Genomic DNA, 16,800 nt, shown 5'->3' with positions numbered 1-16,800 from the left:
TTAGGCTGGTTTATCGGCGAAAATCGATCACTTGCTCTCCCTGATGATAGATGCGACTGACCGCCGGTTCGGTGCTGGCGATAACTTTGCCGCCACGAACAGAGTAACGCACCGGGACTTGACGACGTAGGGCATCAAAATCACTGTCGGCTGGTAGAATGATTAAGTTGCCTGGGCGGCCCAGTTCAATCCCATATTGTTCGCCCAAGGCCAACGCTTTGGCGCTATGGCTGCTAATTAAATCTAAGGACGTATCGAGTTGCTCATAACCCATGATTTGACATACATGCAGCCCCATATGCAGTACTTGCAGCATATTAGCGGTGCCCAGCGGATACCAAGGGTCAAACACATCATCATGACCAAGACAGACATTGATATTGCTGGCCAGCATCTCTTTGACACGGGTGACACCGCGTCGTTTCGGGTAATCATCAAAGCGGCCTTGCAAGTGGATATTCACCAACGGGTTAGCCACAAAACTAATGCCAGAAATCTTGAGCAAGCGGAATAAGCGAGACGCATATGCGCCATTATAAGAATGCATCGCCGTGGTGTGGCTGGCGGTGACTTTGTGGCCCATGTGATATTGATGGGCTAAAGCGGCCAAGGTTTCGATAAATCGGGATTGCTCATCATCGATTTCATCACAATGGACATCGATTAGGCGGTCATATTTTTGCGCTAATTCAAAAATATAGTGCAGAGATTCAATGCCATATTCGCGGGTGAATTCAAAATGAGGGATCGCGCCAATGACATCGGCACCCAGAATTAAGGCTTCTTCCATCAAGGCCTTACCATTGGGGTAAGACAAGATACCTTCTTGAGGAAAGGCAACGATTTGCAGCTCGATGAGCTCCTTCATCTCGGCTTTCACTTCCAGCATGGCGCGCAACGCCGTTAAGCTGGGATCAGAAACATCGACATGGGTGCGTACATGCTGGATCCCATTAGCAATCTGCCAAGACAAGGTTTGCTTGGCGCGCGCCTTGACGTCTTCGATAGATAATAGGGCTTTACGCTCGGCCCAACGCTCAATCCCTTCAAATAACGTGCCTGAAATATTCCAGTTAGGTTCGCCAGCCGTTTGGGTGGTATCTAAGTGGATGTGTGGCTCACAAAAAGGCGCCATCGCCATGCCGCCCTCACCATCGAGCACGGTCGCGTCAATATCGACAGTTGCATCGCCATCATAAATGGCACTGAAGCGACCATTTTCAATGACAATTTGCTTAAGACCAGACTGACCTCGCAGGGTGACATTGGTAATGAGTAAGGTGTTATTCATGAATTTTCCTGACATTTATCTTGGTTGGCTTGCGTCGGCAATTGGCGCAAACGGCAGCTCAAGGTATCGAGTAATAAGTAACTGCCGGCACCAGCTAATACGGCATTAAGTGGCACGATGCCGGGCAATAAATGGCCCGCAGCTACGCCGATGGCAACCCCAATAATTGCAGACCAATTTACCATGGTTTGTTGGTGTAAGGTGCTAGCAATATCAGTGTATTTCTGGCGATTTTTAATAAAGTCGGCAATCAGAATGCCGCCGATAGGTGGGATGGCTGCCGATAAAAAGGTGAGCCAACCGACGAAGTTATTATACAGCCACAGCGCACATAAGGTACCGATGACACCATTGATAACCGATAAGTATTTGCTTGGTAGCCCTGTGATGTTGGCAAAGCCTAAGCCTGATGCATAAAGAGCGTTATCGTTGGTCGTCCAAATATTAAGCCCAAGCACTATGATGGCTGGGATCAGTAACCCTTGGGCTATCATCACCTCTGAAATATCGGCTTGGCCAGTCGCAGCAGCCCCTGCCGCACCAAAGATAAACATTAAGGTGTTGCCTAAAAAAAAGGCCACCATAGTGACCACAACTGCTGTTTTCGCGTGACGTCCAAAACGAACAAAATCCGCCGTTAAGGTGCCGGCAGAAATAAACGACCCGACCACCATGGCAATGGCTAAGGTCAGGCTCATGGGCGCATCCGGAGTTAATTGTTGCAGTGCCGAGATACCGCCAATGCTAGCAATGGCTTCAATCACGCTATAACCGCCGAGTAAAGCGATGGCTGGCACGGCGATGGCGGATAACACCATTAATGCCTTAATGCCGAAATAAACCGTGGCTGTCATTAACACGCCGGAGACTAAGATCAATACTTGGGTATCAATGCCCGTGGCTTTATGCACGGGAATAGCAAACATGGCCACGCCTACGCCAAACCAACCGACTTGGGTTCCTCCCAGCAGCAGTGAGGGTAACCACGAGCCTTTTTCTCCAAAAGAGTAACGAGCGAGTAAGTGTGTGGATAAGCCAGTGGAGGCGCCAATATAGCCTAAACAGGAAGTGTAGATACCTAAGATTAGATTGCCGATGATCACGGCGAGAAGAAAATCATTCAAATTAAGACCGGTACCTAACGTCCCGCCGGTCCACATGCTTGCGGAGAAAAAAGTCAGGCCTAACATCACCATAGTTAACGACAGCGTGCTTTGGCGTGCAGAGAGCGGAACCTGGCCCAAACTAAAATTATTATCATTGCTCATTTTCCCACCTCATATTTTTTTTGTTATCACACATTTTAGGCAAATTGCGCGCATTTTATTGATTTATTGGCGCCGGTCAACTAAAAACTTAATTGATGTGCTATAAGTCCATATGTACTTTTTAAGTTACTGTATTTAATGCTTTTTAAATAACCCTAAAAAGCACTCAACTTTAGTGGTGTGTAGGCATTTATAGCATCTGGCATTTCATTGTTGCTGTTTGTGGATGTTTTTTTGGCTTATTACCTGAAAATAAGGGTGTTTTTTGGATGTGTCGTCGCTATGCCCCTCGCTGTTGCATTGACGCTGATCCCAGCGGCGGCGAATATTGATGTTGCTGCTGGCTTAGCTTAGTCTGGAGGATAACGGCTGAAAAAATTACCATCGACTCGGAGTGAGCATGAATGAACATCAAGCATTAACGGACTTTATTGAATACTCTCCTCAAGACATGCTCAGTCGCGCCGAGGCTAATTACCACGAGGTAAAACGGCGTCATTCCATTCGTCAATTTAGCTCTCGACCGGTAGATAGAGCCATTATTGAGCAATGTTTATTAGCAGCGGGCACGGCACCTAATGGCGCTAACCATCAACCGTGGCACTTTGTTGCTATTGAGAGTGACGAGATTAAATTGCAGATCCGCGCCCAAGCCGAGGCCATTGAAAGTGCCTTTTACGAGGGCCGAGGTGGCGAAGAATGGTTGTCGGCACTCAAGCCCTTGGGCACCAATGCCAGTAAACCTTATTTGAGTGAAGCCCCTTGGTTAATTGCCGTGTTTAGCCAAAAACGCGGCGGTCAGCATGAAGATGGTCATACCCAAAATTATTATGTCCATGAGTCGGTAGGGATTGCGACTGGCTTTTTAATTCAGGCTCTGCATCATGCGGGGTTAGCCACCTTAACCCACACCCCCAAGCCCATGAGTTTTTTAACTGACATTTGTGGGCGGGATGCCGACAATGAACGACCCTATATACTTATTGTGGCCGGCTACCCGCGGGCTGATGCCACGGTGCCTGAGCACGCTAAGTATAAGAAACCGATTGAACAGTTAGTCAGTTTTTTATAAGTAAATCAGCGCAAACAACCCAAAGAGAAAATGATGCAACCACAGCTGAGGGGCGACAAAGGCATTCGGATTGCCACCATCAATTTATTGAATTTTATCGCGCCCCCGTTGGCTTATTACGAGCAGTTTAATATCTATTCGGCATCGCAATGGCAGCAAAAGTGTCGTTGGATTAGTGACTATTTAGCCTTACATCAACCGGATATCGTCGGGTTTCAAGAGGTCTTTAGTGTCGCCGAGTTGCGCCAGCTCATGGCTGAAGCCGGTTATGAATACTTTGCCGTGATTGATGAACCCCAATTATTAGACGCCTACATTTACCACCAACCGGTTACAGCGCTGGCGAGCCGTTATCCCATTATCGAGCTGGGCACAATTAACATCAGTGCCGATGCCAGACAGCAGCTCGGGGTGAGTCCAGATTTTGAATTTAGTCGTCAGCCGTTATGGGTCGAGGTTGATATTGCCGGTCTCGGTCATTGCGATTGTTATGTAATCCATTTTAAATCGAAACGGCCACAATTGAATGCCACGGCTACCGGCGCCATTAACAGCGATTATTCTCACGGCGCGTCGGCCTTGCAGCGTCTCGGTGAAGCCAGTTTGTTGCATGGTGCTTTAGCCGAGCGCTATCGGCGCTATGGTTTGCCTATGCTGGTAATGGGGGATTTTAATGATGCGCTGTCTAGCGATTTATTAGCGGGACTGTTAACCCCGATGACAGGGGATTTGTCCGCGGCCAATCCGGCGACAATCTCATTACAATTGCACGATAGTTTCCAACTATATCAACAAGAAACTGGCCAGAGTTTAGCGCCCATACCGACCCATTATTATGGTGGCCAAGGGCGGGTGCTCGATTATGTGTTATTGAGCCAAGACTTTGCGCCGCATTATTCGTTGCAATTAGCCTGCGTTGAAGGCTATGAAGTATTTGACCGCCATTTATTACGCCCAGATTATGCTTTAGATAGCCACAGTACCGATCACGCCGCGGTGATGGTTAGCGTGCAATTACGCCGTTAGCTTGCGTAACCGTCTTGCGGTTGCTGATGGGAATTATTTGAAAGTCTAGCGCTGATCTCCCCCAGTTATTCATGGCTGAGACAGTGGCAATTTGCTATGATTGTCGCCATGTGCGGCGCCTAGTCGGCGCCGTTTTTGTCTTTATTACTCGCCTTCGGGCTAGAGGTTTACCCTTGACCGCACCAGTTTCTGAAACCAGTCTATTTGCTAGCTTGCCTTTGCGTACCGAGCTGCTGACTAACCTAACGACCTTAGGTTATACCCAAATGACGCCCATTCAAGCCGCATCCTTGCCACTGACATTAAATGGCAAAGATTTGATCGCAAAAGCTAAAACAGGAAGTGGCAAGACTGCTGCCTTTGGTTTATGTCTGCTGAATAAATTGGATGTGAAGCGTTTTCGGATCCAAACCTTGGTTTTGTGTCCCACCCGTGAGTTGGCCGATCAGGTGGCGCAAGAGATCAGAAATCTCGCTCGTGGTATCCATAATATCAAAGTACTGACCTTGTGTGGCGGTATGGCAGTCGGCCCGCAAATTGGTTCATTAGAGCACGGCGCCCATATTATTGTTGGTACGCCTGGTCGAGTATTAGATCACTTAGAGCGGGGCCGTTTAGATTTAAGCCACCTGACGACCTTGGTGCTCGATGAAGCCGATCGTATGTTAGAGATGGGCTTTGAAAAGCCGCTGCAAGCCATTGTCGACAGCACGCCTCATTATCGCCAAACCTTGCTGTTTAGTGCGACGTATCCTGAAAAAATTAACGCCATGGCGGCGCGTTTTATGACCCAACCTGAAATGGTCGAAGTGGCCGGTGGCCACGATAATCTGGCGATTGCTCAGCATTTTTATCAGTTAGAGCGCAGCGATCGCTTAGATGCCTTGCGCTTAATACTGTTGGCTGAGCAGCCGCAATCAGCGGTCGTTTTTTGTAATACTAAGAGTGAATGCCAACAAGTGGCAGACAGTCTGCAAAATTGGGGATTTAGCGCCTTATCCCTCAATGGTGATTTAGATCAGCGCGATCGCGATCGGACCTTAGTGCAATTTGCGAATAAGAGTATCAATGTGCTGGTGGCAACCGATGTGGCCGCTCGTGGCTTAGATATCGATAACTTGGATGTGGTCGTTAACTATGAATTGGCTCATGAGCCAGAATTGCATGTGCACCGCATTGGTCGTACCGGACGCGCCGGCGCGCAAGGTAAAGCATTCAGCTTTTGCCGCAGCAATGACGATTACAAAATTGCCTTGTTAGAAGAAACCTTGGACATCAGTATTCAATATGATCACTTGCCAAGCGAGAGCGTGTTAAGCCGTGCGCCAGCCGAGCCGGCTATGATCACCTTACTCATCGACGGTGGCAAGAAAGACAAGCTAAGACCTGGGGATGTGCTGGGTGCCTTAACGGCTGATAAGCAACTCAGTGGCGATGATATCGGTAAAATCATGATCACAGATATTCGCAGCTTCGTGGCGGTTAAGCGTCCTTTGGCTCGTAAAGCCTTGGCCATCTTGGCAAAAGGAAAGCTTAAAGGTAAAAACTTCCGCGCGACCTTAATGCAAAATCGCTAGCGCGACCACGCGCCAATAAAAACGCCGCTAACTGAGTTAGCGGCGTTTTTTTATGATGTCATGGCGAGTTAGGCGATTCGGTTAAGCCGAATGACTGCGTCTCTGGCCTTGATAATTGCCCTTGTTACCTTTGGCGACAGGCTTGCTGCCCTTGTCCTGATGCTTGTCGGCACCGGCTTGACGTGAGGGTTTGCTGTTAGCGTAAGGGCTTGAGTTTTCGCCACTCGGCTTAGCTTGGCTGCGTGACTGACCGGTGCGCGCCCCATGGCCTTGGTTGGTTCCACTCTTGTTGGCGGCTTTGGGGTTTACTTGGCGAGCACGCTGGCCTGCACCGGCGGTTTTTGGCTTCGCCGCGCCACGGTTGCGATTTTGTGCCGGCTTTTTCGCTGGGCTTGGGCTGGTCGGGCTATCCGGTACCGCTTGTGACGGCTCATAGCCATCAAACACTTTACGGTTTAAGGTTTGACGGATCAGCTTTTCAATATCCCGCAGCATCTTGGTTTCTTCACTGCTCACCAAAGATACGGCTTGGCCTGTGGCACCTGCGCGGCCAGTACGGCCAATGCGATGCACATAATCTTCGGCCACTTGAGGTAAATCAAAATTCACCACTTGAGGAAGTTGCTCGATATCTAAGCCGCGGGCGGCAATATCGGTGGCAACTAAGGCTTTTACCTTACCAGCTTTAAAATCTGCTAAGGCTTGCGTGCGGGCATTTTGGCTCTTGTTGCCATGAATGGCAGCCGCTGAAATGCCGCGCTCATCTAAATAGCGTGCCAAGCGGTTGGCCCCGTGTTTGGTGCGTGAAAACACCAGCACTTGGTTCCAGTCATACAGCTCGAACAGCTCAGTGAGTAACGCCGACTTACGGCTCTTGTCGACAGTGGTGATCCACTGAGTCACTGTGGTGGCAGTGCTGTTTCTTGGGGTGACTGAAATCTCAACAGGATCGTTCACTAACCCTTTGGCTAGGGCACGAATGTCATCGCTAAAGGTCGCCGAAAACATCAGGTTCTGACGCTTAGGTGGCAGCACTTTTAAGATGCGGCGGATATCGTGAATAAAACCCATATCCAGCATGCGATCGGCTTCGTCTAATACCAGAATTTCGAGCTTGTCGAACTTCACCGCGCCTTGTTGGTGCAGATCCAGCAAACGACCAGGTGTTGCTACCAGCACATCCATCCCGCGGCGTAATTCAGCAATTTGCGGATTGATGGAGACGCCACCAAAAACCACGGTGCTTTTTAAGGGTAAATGGGCGCTATATTGGCTGACGTTTTCGCTGACTTGTGCCGCTAACTCACGCGTAGGAGTGAGCACTAAGGCACGAATACTGACGCCGCGAGCACGCTCGCCACGACTTAATAATTGTAACATCGGCAGGGTAAAACCTGCGGTCTTGCCCGTACCGGTTTGGGCTGCAGCCATAATATCGCGTCCAGTCAATACTGCTGGAATGGCTTGTGCTTGGATGGGGGAAGGAGTTTGGTAACCTTGTTTCGCTACCGCTTTTAAAATCGGGGCCGACAGACCCAGGGAGGCAAAGCTCATGCATTAATCTCTTGTTGCGTATTGCCAAAAAGCGCATACGCCAAATACGGCTGGCACACATTAAGTCACACAATGGCGCCTGAAGGTCGGGCAGCTTACCTGATCTTGAGCACAATGGCTATCAAATAAACAATACGGGCATGGTTTGCGGCCATGAAACCGCGCTAACAGTGGAGGTTAACGGCCGCTAATTGATCTAAATCAATTTATGTGAGTCGGCTAACAAAAGTCAGCATCTTGGTTTATCTCTGCCTTGTGGCCTGCGATACTGACTGCCTAGAAGCAAGCGGTCATAGTGGTAATACATAAGTCATGGATAAGTCGCGGGAACAACAACTGATTAAATGGCTCAAACAGCAGCAAAAGGCCTGTGGTCGGTATGTGCAGTTAACTGTGCTATTGGGGGTAGCCAATGGCTTGGCCTTGGTGGCTCAAGCATATTTGTTAGCCGACGTGCTGCAAGGGGTGATCATGGCGGGTGACAGCGCCTCGGCGTTTGTGGCGCAATACCTTGCCTTAGTGGGGTTATTTATCGCGCGCGCCGCCTTAGCCTATGGGCGTGAGCGTTTGGGATTTATGGCGGGGATGCGTTTACGCCAAACCATGCGAGCCGCGGTGCTCGATAAATTGGCGCGTTTGGGCCCAGCGTATATCAAAGGGCGCCCCGCCGGCAGTTGGGCCAGCATGGTGCTCGAACAAGTTGAAGACTTACAAGATTTTTATGCGCGCTATTTACCGCAAATGAGCCTAGCGGCAATGATCCCGGTGATCATATTACTGGTGGTGTTTCCATTGAACTGGGCCGCGGGAGCGATTTTGCTGTTAACCGCGCCTTTGATCCCGCTGTTTATGATCTTGGTGGGGTGGGGCGCGGCTGAAGCGAATCGCAAAAACTTTCAGGCATTGTCCCGCTTAAGTGGCCATTTTATGGATAGGCTCAGTGCGTTAAGTACTCTCAAGCTGTTTTACCGTGGTCAGGCTGAGCTCGGTCAAATATCCTCTGCCAGTGAAGAGTTTCGCAGCCGCACCATGTCGGTGCTTAAACTGGCCTTTTTAAGCTCGGCGGTCTTAGAGTTTTTCGCGGCGGTGTCGATTGCGGTGTTGGCAGTGTATTTTGGCTTCAGCTATTTAGGTCACTTAAATTTTGGGCATTACGGTGAACCTTTAAGTTTATTTGTGGGCTTATTTGTGCTGATCCTTGCGCCTGAATTTTATCAACCCTTACGAGATATGGGTACGCATTATCATGCCAAAGCGCAAGCGGTCGGTGCGGCGGAGTCAGTGTTAACCTTGTTATCCCATGATGAAAATCTTAGCCATGGTGATGCAAAAATCCAAGGGGCGCTGACCATTCGCGCCCATAAGTTAATGGTAATGAGTCATGATGATCAAGTGCTGCTAGGCCCCATTAGTTTTGAGTTGACGCCCGAGCAAACCTTAACCATAGTTGGCCCCAGTGGCGCCGGCAAAAGCACATTAATTAACGCATTACTTGGATTTTTGCCCTACAAAGGTCAATTGACTGTCAATGGGGTGGAGCTGAAGCACTTAGATATGTCGCACTGGCGCCAACAGGTGGCATGGTTAGGCCAAGAGCCACAACTGTTTTTTGGTTCAGTGCGTGACAATGTGGCCATGGGAATGCCTGAGTTAAGTGATGATGACTGCCGCTCATTATTGGCAGCGGCGCATATCGCTGAGTTTCAGGATAGGTTAACCGAAGAAATCGATGAGCATAGTGGCGGGATCTCGGTGGGGCAGGCGCAGCGCCTAGCCTTGGCTCGGGCGTTGGCCTTGTCGCCGCGCTTGTATTTGCTCGACGAACCCACGGCCAGTTTAGATTTTCACAGTGAACAACAAGTGATCAAGGCCTTAACTAAGGCAACGGCGCATCAGGGCTGTTTATTGGTGACCCACAGATTAGATTTACTGCAACAGCAACCGACCATCTTAGTCTTGGATCAAGGCTTATTGGTGCAGCAAGGCTCGTTTGAGCAGTTAGCACATACCCCCGGCGTATTTAAAGACATGTTAAGTGAGCTTGAAGATGATGGCGTCATGAGTGCCCAGCCAAGACCCTTGTTTCCTTCATCGATGGGTGATCATCAGGAGCACAGCTAATGCGAGTGTTATTGCCGCTAGTGAAATTATTTTCCCGTCAAGCCCTGTTCATGAGCCTTGGGATCTTGCTGAGTGTGACTACCTTGGCCACAGGTTTTGGCTTGTTGTCGTTATCCGGCTGGTTTTTATCGGCCACGGCGGTGGCGGGCTTAACCGTCGCGACGGCGCAAGCATTTAACTTTTTTACCCCCGCGGGGGGGGTGAGGTTTTTATCCATCACTCGCACCGCCAGTCGTTATGGTGAGCGTTTAGTGACCCATGAGGCGACCTTTCGACTTTTGACGGAATTGAGGGTGCATGTGTGGCAAAAAATCATGCCATTAAGCGCGGCCAACCTCAAAGGCCTACGCCAAGGGGATATGCTCAACCGCTTAGTGGCGGATATTGATACCTTAGATCATCTCTATTTGCGCTTGCTGACCCCTGTGGTCGCGGCGCTGATTATGATGGCTTGTTTATATGGGTTTTTATCATGGTTTGATGCCGGTTTAGCCAAGATCTTGGTGGCGGCCTTATTGCTGGCATGGTGCGTATTGCCGGCGCTGTTTTATTGGTTGGGTAAAGATCATGGTCGCGCGCTGGTGAATACCAAGCGTCAATATCGGATTAAGCTGGTTGAGTTTATTCAAGGCCAAGCGGAATTGACTTTATTTGGAGCGGATAGGCGTTATCGCGCCCAACTCGATAATGCTGAGCAGGCATTATTACTCAGCCAACACCAGATGGCCAAGGTGACCGCCTTAAGTCAAGCGGCCTTAGTGGTCGCCAGCGGCGCTGTCATTCTATTGATGCTGGTATTGGCTGCAAAGGGGGTGGGAGAGCATGTGCCCCCAGGACCTATGTTTGCGTTAATGGTGTTTGCGGCCATGGCCTGCTTAGAAATGTTGATGCCGTTGGCGGGGGCGTTTCAGCATTTATCTTCTTGCGTGTTAGCCGCGCAGCGTTTAGATGAATTAACCTCGCAAACGTCGAATGTGAGCTTTGGTGCAAGCGCCGCGACTATCAGTCACGGCAAGATCAGTATTTCGCAGTTAAGGTTTGGTTATCGCGCCGACGTCCCAGTGCTCAATGGCATTGATCTCGACGTTAAGGCCGGCACTAAGGTGGCATTACTTGGGCAAACGGGCTCGGGTAAATCGAGTTTACTGGCATTGTTAACTCGCGATTGGCTGCCTGAGAGTGGTGACATCAAGATTGATGGCACTGCCATTGCTGATTTTCAAGAGTTGAGTTTGCGCTCGGGTATGTCGGTGATGAGTCAGCGGGTGGTTTTACTCAGCGCCAGTTTGCGCGATAACCTTAAAATGGCGCTATTACCCGATCAAACGATCAGTGATGCTAAGCTATTGGCGGTCTTAGAGCGCGTTGGCCTGCGGGTACTCACTCAAGGCGATAACCCGCTAGGGCAATGGCTCGGGGATGGTGGCCGTCAATTGTCTGGAGGGGAGCGCCGCCGGATTGGTATTGCTAGGCTGCTATTGCGTGATGCTCCCTTATTATTATTGGATGAGCCGACTGAGGGCTTGGATAAACGCACTGAGCGAGAAATTCTGGCCTTGTTATTTGATTTTGCCAAAGACAAAACCGTGTTAATGATCAGTCATCGTTTGACGGCGATGAATTTCATGGATGACATTCATTTGCTCGATAATGGTGTCATTACGGCCAGTGGCGATCACCGCCACCTGTTAGCTACCAATGCTTATTATCAAAGCCTATATCAACGGATTTAGCCGCGGGATAACGGGGATCAAGTGAGGCTGGCTTACCAGCCTCATAGGTTTTAGTTGATGCTTTTGAAGTGGTTGAATCTCAGGCTTTCTGGGGCCATTTCTGGGGCGGTGAGTAAGCTTGGCGCCTTATCGTGACCTGAGCAGCCACAACCGCCACCACAGCCGCCTTTTTTGGCATGATTAAGGGATACTCGCGCCTGACTGATATCCATCAAGGGCAGTTGACCTGCTGCAAACTGTGCCCGCAGTTGGTCGATCCCTTGGCGATAATCTCCTTGATACACCGCAATACCCGCACTGAGTAATTTGCCGAGCATCCGCTCACCAATATTCTGCACTATGATGGCCTTTGCCCCTTGACGCTTAATGAGGTTCAACATGGCTTTTTTGGCGGCGCAGCCGCTTTTCGCGTTAGGATCGATGGCCGGATTATCAAACTGGCTGATGGCACCATGGCTATCGTACAGGGCAATGGTTTTAGCCTTGGTAAAGTGGCTGGCCATATGATCGCGACTGATGGGAATTGCTAGCATAATTACCTCGGTAAATAGCAGGGCAAGCGCTTGACTCCGTTGCCGCGCTAAAAAGGGATAGTCAATAAGGCGCTTAGTGTGCCCAATCCCACCCTTAAGGTCTGTGCCTGCCTTCGCACTTTAGGGTTAATCTCCATAAATGCGCTGACTGAAAAAGAAAAAGGCTGCATAGCAGCCTTTATAACATCAAGCATGACAATCAGTGCTTAGTCGTTGTCTTTGGTACAACTAGAGATTTCATTGTTAGCACCTAAGGTACATTCAACTTCAACGCGCTGACCCACATAGCCATTTAAGCTATCATCGCTAGCGCTATAGCCGAAGATTGAAGGGGTACCATTAGCGTTCAATACCACGCCTTCGATTTCGATTTGAGAATCTTGTTCACTAAGCTCAACTTCCAGCACAATATGTTGGCCATTTTGCTCATAACCTGACATTTCAACCCAAGTTTGACCGTTTAACTGGTTTGATTGGACATCATCAAATTCAGTGTAAGGTGTGGCCAAAAAGGTAATGCCATTCATAGTGATGGTGTTTTTGGCGGCACTTAATACTGGCTTACCTGGCACTTCAAATTCAATATTCTCTATCTCTGATTCTGGAATGCTATCGTTATCGTCAAATTCAATCTTGCTGGCTTTGATGTTGGCCGCACCTAAGTCCCAAGTGCCTTCAACTTCGATATTGGCCCCCACTTTAAGATCGGCTTTAGTACCATCATCGAATTGGGTATTAGTTAAAATAGCGACCGATTGATTTTGATTGATCACTAAGTGATCCATCTTTGGGCTGATCCAGCTGATAATGCCTTCGACTTCTAAATCATCATCATTGTCTAGCAAGTCATCGAAACTTGGATTGTCGATTTCAATGTCGGTGGCGCTGAGGCTAAATACCCCATTGGTGTCGGTTAATTCACCTTCAACTTCTACCCAGTCACCCAGTTTGATGCCTTGAGGTAATACCCCTGAGACTTTGACTTGGTTCAACATAAAGGTGTTATTAACCGTATCCAGTTGGGTGACCACACCTTCGAGCTCAGTTTGAGTCGTATCATCTTCCAGTTCAATAAAGGTCGCTTGGATGGTTTTACCATCCACAGCATAACCGCTGATCTCGACAAATTTATCGGCCAGTTGGCTAATGGAGGTCACACCCTCAAGTTTGGCATTGTTAGTTAACACTTTCATGCCTGCAACCATCAGGTTGTTGTCGCTATCTATGCTCGTGACAGGGGCTGTCATCAGGCTATCAAAAATGATGGCGTCGGCAATGTTGCCGTCGGTGGTCACGGTTAATTGCATACCGACTCTTAAGTCGGCAAGGTTTAGCTGTGGCTGAGTGCGGCTTGGAACTGGGTTCACGCTGGCACTGCTCACATCGACGGTTTGTTGATTAATGGTTAGCAGGTTGCCATTTTTCGCGGTCAGTTCGCCAGAGATGACTTTAGCCAGCGGGGTAGGTGTTGGCGGCGGGGTTGGATTACCACCGTTATCACTACCACTATCGGAACCACCACAGGCTGATAAACCAGCGATTAAAGGTAAAATGAAGATACTGCGCTTCATGGGGGATGCTCTTAGGTTGCTAAAATTGCCGCAATAATACTCTGTATTAGGTGTTTTTTCTAGCAAATGAAGCTGAGTTAATCCAATTGTAAGGTTGCTGTAACTGTTTGATACATGTGTTGCTGCTAAGGAGGTGTGCCCGCAATGGCGGGCACGAAAGTGTCAAAAAATTGAACTAGCCTAAGCGTTTTGCAAAGTCTAAATAACGCATCACTTCGGCTTCAGGAAAGCGAATGTCATCGCCTTCTTCGACACTGCTGAGTAAATTCTCACGAGCGTAGCGTTTTATGGTGGTGGGGGATTTATCCAAAATTTTACACACTTCATCCAATGTCAGTAGTTTGTCACTCATGATTCCATTTCCTCTGTGATCCTTGGGCTAATGACCTGACGTTAATCGCTAAAAAAATGTCAGGCCTGAGCAAAGTATAGTCAAAGATCCAAGGGGTAAATTGCCAAGCGCATTAATTGCATGCGTAAGGTTTTACTTGTTTGATAACACTCGGTAAAGTGGCGCATTGGTTACGTGAAGGCAAAGGTATGTTATCAGGTTTATTGTTTGTATTAATTCCCTTATTGATGGGCTATATGTTTGTTATCAAGCAAGCCCTGTGGCTCGAGCGGATTAATCAAAGCTGTGGTCACTTAGTGGTAGTGATCTTGTTTTTAATGGGCATGAGTTTAGCTAAGTTAGATCAGCTGGGGCAAAATCTTACCCAAATTTTGACCATCGCCGGAACCTTGTTTGTGTGTATCAGTGCCACCAACTTGTTGGCCTTACCTTTGTTAGATAGCTTATGGCGTCCCACAGTGAAGGCTCAGAGAGTGCCATTGCCACTGCGGCATATGTTAACCGACTCGGGCAAATTAATTGGGTCGGTATTGGCAGGTTTAGCGGTAGGGTTAGTTGTGGTCGCTCTGGTGCCAACGGGCCTGTTTTGGGTGGATGCTGGCAGTGAATTTATCTTGTTATTACTGCTGCTGTTAATTGGCATCGGTTTACGCAATTCAGGGATGTCCTTAAAGCAAATCATCGTTAATCCTAAGGCGATGGTACTGGCCTTGGTGGTGATGTTGTCAGCATTTCCTGGGGGGATGTTGGCGGCCTGGCTATTAGGTTTTAGCTGGAATCAGGGGTTGGCCTTGGCATCAGGCTTTGGTTGGTATTCATTAACCGGGATTTTAGTCAGTGATTACTTGGGGCCGGTGATAGGCACCGCCGCATTCCTCAACGAATTATTACGTGAGTTAGTCGCAATTTTATTGATCCCAGCGTTAATCAGTCGTTACCCGCACACCACCATAGGTTATGCTGGCGCGACGGCCATGGACTTTACCTTGCCGGTGATCCAGCAAGCTGGCGGCAATCAGTTTGTCCCCGTTGCCATCGTCAGTGGTTTTATTTTGAGTATGGCGGTGCCGGTTTTAGTGGTGTTCTTTATGACACTTTAACTAGTTAACTCAGCGACAAAATTCGCTCAATTTTTCAAATTGGTTGCTGGGTATTGTTGCAATATCCTTGCAATTAAATTCATTTCATAAACTGTTATGCAGCTAGGTTTGGTCTATCTTAAGGAGGTCATTTAACCAAGGAGAGTTCAAATGGGCTTGCATAGTCAGCGTCAATCGGAACATGCCGAAGATATTTATCAAGATCCCCTGACTGAAACCGTATTACCTAAATTTCAGTTGCCTGCCGACAGTCACCCGCCGCAAGTTATTGCGCAAATGATCAAAGATGAATTGCTGATGGATGGTAATTCTCGGCAAAATCTCGCCACATTTTGTTCGACATGGATGGAAGAACAGGTCCATGAAATCATGGATTTATGTGTCGATAAAAACATGATAGATAAAGATGAATATCCCCAAACGGCTGAAATGGAATCCCGATGCGTACATATTCTGGCTGCGCTGTGGAATAGTCCACAAGCTGAAACAACCTTAGGGTGTTCTACCACAGGATCTTCCGAGGCGGCGATGCTTGGGGGCTTGGCCATGAAATGGCGCTGGCGCGCCTTGCGTGAGGCCAAAGGGCTGGATACCAGTAAGCCCAATTTAGTCTGTGGTCCCGTGCAAGTGTGTTGGCATAAGTTTGCTCGTTATTTTGATGTGGAACTACGCGAGATCCCACTCGATGGTGACGAGGTGTGCATGAATCCTGATAAAATTAAAGACTATGTTGACGAAAACACCATCGGCGTGGTGCCCACCTTGGGTGTGACCTTTACCTGTGTATATGAGCCGGTTGAGCAAGTCGCTAAAGTCCTCGACGCGATTGAGGCCAAGTTTGGTTGGGATATTCCCATTCATGTGGATGCTGCCTCTGGTGGTTTTATTGCGCCGTTTGTGCAACCCGATCTCAAGTGGGATTTTCGGATTGAACGGGTGAAATCCATCAATACCTCAGGTCATAAATATGGCTTATCGCCACTGGGAGTGGGTTGGGTTATTTGGCGCGCTAAGGAAGAGTTACCCGAAGGCTTGATCTTTAATGTCGACTATCTCGGCGGCAATATGCCGACCTTTGCCCTCAATTTCTCGCGTCCTGGCGGACAAATCGTGGCTCAATATTACAACTTTATGCGGTTAGGCTTTGCCGGTTATAAAGGCATTCAAGAAGCTTGTATGGATACCGCTCAATGGTTGGCCGATGAAATTGCTAAAATTGGCCCCTTTGAACTCTTTTACGATGGACGTGGTGGCTTACCGGCATTGAGCTACACCCTTAAAGCTGGCGACCATGGCTTTAGCCTCTACGATCTTTCTGATCGTGTGCGGATGCGCGGTTGGCAAATTGCTTCTTATCCGTTGCCAAGTCATCGTCATGACACAGTGATCCAGCGCATTATGATCCGGCATGGTGTCAGTCGAGATATGGCGGCCCTGTTACTGGAAGACATTAAGGCTGCCGTCAGTCACTTTACGCAATATCCTCAAGTTAATTCCGGCGCAACTCAAAGCTTCAATCACAGTTGAGTTTGATGAGTTAGGAATGATGTCAACCACTGTCGCCAACATCTAAACTCTACTGTTGGCGACAGGTTAGAAGGA

At 48.7% G+C, this 16,800-nt stretch carries 13 protein-coding genes; 7 read left to right on the top strand and 6 right to left on the bottom strand.

Annotation, left to right across the window (positions count from 1 at the left end; genetic code table 11):
* Positions 1 to 10: 10 nt before the first annotated feature.
* Entirely contained in the window at positions 11 to 1,291 is a 1,281-nt protein-coding gene (locus tag KU855_RS03360; RefSeq protein ID WP_218528938.1) for a cytosine deaminase, read from the bottom strand.
* Complete coding sequence (gene codB, locus KU855_RS03355; RefSeq protein WP_218528937.1) at positions 1,288 to 2,559, bottom strand: cytosine permease; 1,272 nt, start codon at positions 2,557 to 2,559, stop codon at positions 1,288 to 1,290. Before codB ends, KU855_RS03360 begins: the two co-directional genes overlap by 4 nt.
* Before the next feature lie 400 nt (positions 2,560 to 2,959).
* Between codB and KU855_RS03350 the strand changes: the two genes are divergently transcribed.
* The 3 genes from KU855_RS03350 (at position 2,960) to dbpA (ending at position 6,234) form a co-directional block, all read left to right on the top strand.
* Positions 2,960 to 3,631 carry a nitroreductase family protein gene (locus KU855_RS03350; protein WP_218528936.1) on the top strand — a complete coding sequence of 224 codons (672 nt, stop codon included), beginning with the start codon at positions 2,960 to 2,962 and terminating at the stop codon, positions 3,629 to 3,631.
* A 30-nt stretch (positions 3,632 to 3,661) separates the two neighbouring features.
* The gene (locus KU855_RS03345) at positions 3,662 to 4,657 is read left to right on the top strand and encodes an endonuclease/exonuclease/phosphatase family protein (RefSeq protein WP_218528935.1); all 996 of its coding nucleotides are present in this window, start codon (positions 3,662 to 3,664) and stop codon (positions 4,655 to 4,657) included.
* 173 nt (positions 4,658 to 4,830) lie between these two features.
* On the top strand, positions 4,831 to 6,234 hold the full coding sequence (gene dbpA / locus KU855_RS03340; RefSeq protein WP_256260855.1) for an ATP-dependent RNA helicase DbpA: 1,404 nt from the start codon (positions 4,831 to 4,833) through the stop codon (positions 6,232 to 6,234).
* Positions 6,235 to 6,315: 81 nt separating this feature from the next.
* Here dbpA and KU855_RS03335 read toward each other — a convergent pair whose 3' ends face one another.
* Positions 6,316 to 7,788 carry a DEAD/DEAH box helicase gene (locus KU855_RS03335; RefSeq protein ID WP_218528933.1) on the bottom strand — a complete coding sequence of 491 codons (1,473 nt, stop codon included), beginning with the start codon at positions 7,786 to 7,788 and terminating at the stop codon, positions 6,316 to 6,318.
* Between the two features lie 312 nt (positions 7,789 to 8,100).
* Here KU855_RS03335 and cydD point away from each other — a divergent pair, with 312 nt between their 5' ends.
* Positions 8,101 to 9,909: a cysteine/glutathione ABC transporter permease/ATP-binding protein CydD gene (cydD, locus tag KU855_RS03330; RefSeq protein ID WP_218528932.1), complete on the top strand. Its 1,809-nt coding sequence runs from the start codon at positions 8,101 to 8,103 to the stop codon at positions 9,907 to 9,909.
* A complete protein-coding gene (gene cydC / locus KU855_RS03325) occupies positions 9,909 to 11,642 on the top strand; it encodes a cysteine/glutathione ABC transporter ATP-binding protein/permease CydC (RefSeq protein ID WP_218528931.1) in 1,734 nt (577 codons plus the stop codon). Before cydD ends, cydC begins: the two co-directional genes overlap by 1 nt.
* Positions 11,643 to 11,692: 50 nt before the next feature.
* Here the strand turns inward: cydC and KU855_RS03320 are convergent, their stop codons facing one another.
* From KU855_RS03320 to KU855_RS03310, 3 genes are all read right to left on the bottom strand, one after another.
* Positions 11,693 to 12,175 carry a NifB/NifX family molybdenum-iron cluster-binding protein gene (locus KU855_RS03320; RefSeq protein ID WP_218528930.1) on the bottom strand — a complete coding sequence of 161 codons (483 nt, stop codon included), beginning with the start codon at positions 12,173 to 12,175 and terminating at the stop codon, positions 11,693 to 11,695.
* 206 nt (positions 12,176 to 12,381) lie between these two features.
* Positions 12,382 to 13,746, bottom strand: a complete 1,365-nt coding sequence (locus KU855_RS03315; protein WP_218528929.1) for a DUF5666 domain-containing protein — start codon at positions 13,744 to 13,746, stop codon at positions 12,382 to 12,384.
* 175 nt (positions 13,747 to 13,921) lie between these two features.
* Entirely contained in the window at positions 13,922 to 14,098 is a 177-nt protein-coding gene (locus KU855_RS03310) for a helix-turn-helix domain-containing protein (protein WP_218528928.1), read from the bottom strand.
* 140 nt (positions 14,099 to 14,238) lie between these two features.
* On the opposite strand from KU855_RS03310, the gene KU855_RS03305 reads away from it, so the two are divergent.
* Entirely contained in the window at positions 14,239 to 15,198 is a 960-nt protein-coding gene (locus tag KU855_RS03305; RefSeq protein WP_256260854.1) for a lysine exporter LysO family protein, read from the top strand.
* Between the two features lie 150 nt (positions 15,199 to 15,348).
* Positions 15,349 to 16,725 (top strand): glutamate decarboxylase, encoded by a 1,377-nt coding sequence (locus KU855_RS03300; RefSeq protein WP_218528927.1) that lies wholly within the window; start codon positions 15,349 to 15,351, stop codon positions 16,723 to 16,725.
* The last annotated feature ends 75 nt before the right edge of the window (positions 16,726 to 16,800 follow it).

The sequence above is a fragment of the Shewanella sp. NIFS-20-20 genome (assembly GCF_019209865.1).
Classification (GTDB): Bacteria; Pseudomonadota; Gammaproteobacteria; order Enterobacterales; family Shewanellaceae; genus Shewanella.
Note: the sequence above shows the minus strand (reverse complement) of the source record. Positions and strands in the feature narration are given on the sequence as shown.

What these genes read in the sequence shown, in the direction of transcription:
- cydD (WP_218528932.1), top strand. Translation starts at nt 8,101, where the DNA reads ATGGATAAGTCGCGGGAACAACAACTGATTAAATGGCTCAAACAGCAG.
- codB (WP_218528937.1), bottom strand. Translation starts at nt 2,559, where the DNA reads ATGAGCAATGATAATAATTTTAGTTTGGGCCAGGTTCCGCTCTCTGCA.
- KU855_RS03350 (WP_218528936.1), top strand. Translation starts at nt 2,960, where the DNA reads ATGAATGAACATCAAGCATTAACGGACTTTATTGAATACTCTCCTCAA.
- KU855_RS03310 (WP_218528928.1), bottom strand. Translation starts at nt 14,098, where the DNA reads ATGAGTGACAAACTACTGACATTGGATGAAGTGTGTAAAATTTTGGAT.
- KU855_RS03335 (WP_218528933.1), bottom strand. Translation starts at nt 7,788, where the DNA reads ATGAGCTTTGCCTCCCTGGGTCTGTCGGCCCCGATTTTAAAAGCGGTA.
- KU855_RS03360 (WP_218528938.1), bottom strand. Translation starts at nt 1,291, where the DNA reads ATGAATAACACCTTACTCATTACCAATGTCACCCTGCGAGGTCAGTCT.
- KU855_RS03345 (WP_218528935.1), top strand. Translation starts at nt 3,662, where the DNA reads ATGATGCAACCACAGCTGAGGGGCGACAAAGGCATTCGGATTGCCACC.
- KU855_RS03315 (WP_218528929.1), bottom strand. Translation starts at nt 13,746, where the DNA reads ATGAAGCGCAGTATCTTCATTTTACCTTTAATCGCTGGTTTATCAGCC.
- KU855_RS03320 (WP_218528930.1), bottom strand. Translation starts at nt 12,175, where the DNA reads ATGCTAGCAATTCCCATCAGTCGCGATCATATGGCCAGCCACTTTACC.
- KU855_RS03300 (WP_218528927.1), top strand. Translation starts at nt 15,349, where the DNA reads ATGGGCTTGCATAGTCAGCGTCAATCGGAACATGCCGAAGATATTTAT.
- cydC (WP_218528931.1), top strand. Translation starts at nt 9,909, where the DNA reads ATGCGAGTGTTATTGCCGCTAGTGAAATTATTTTCCCGTCAAGCCCTG.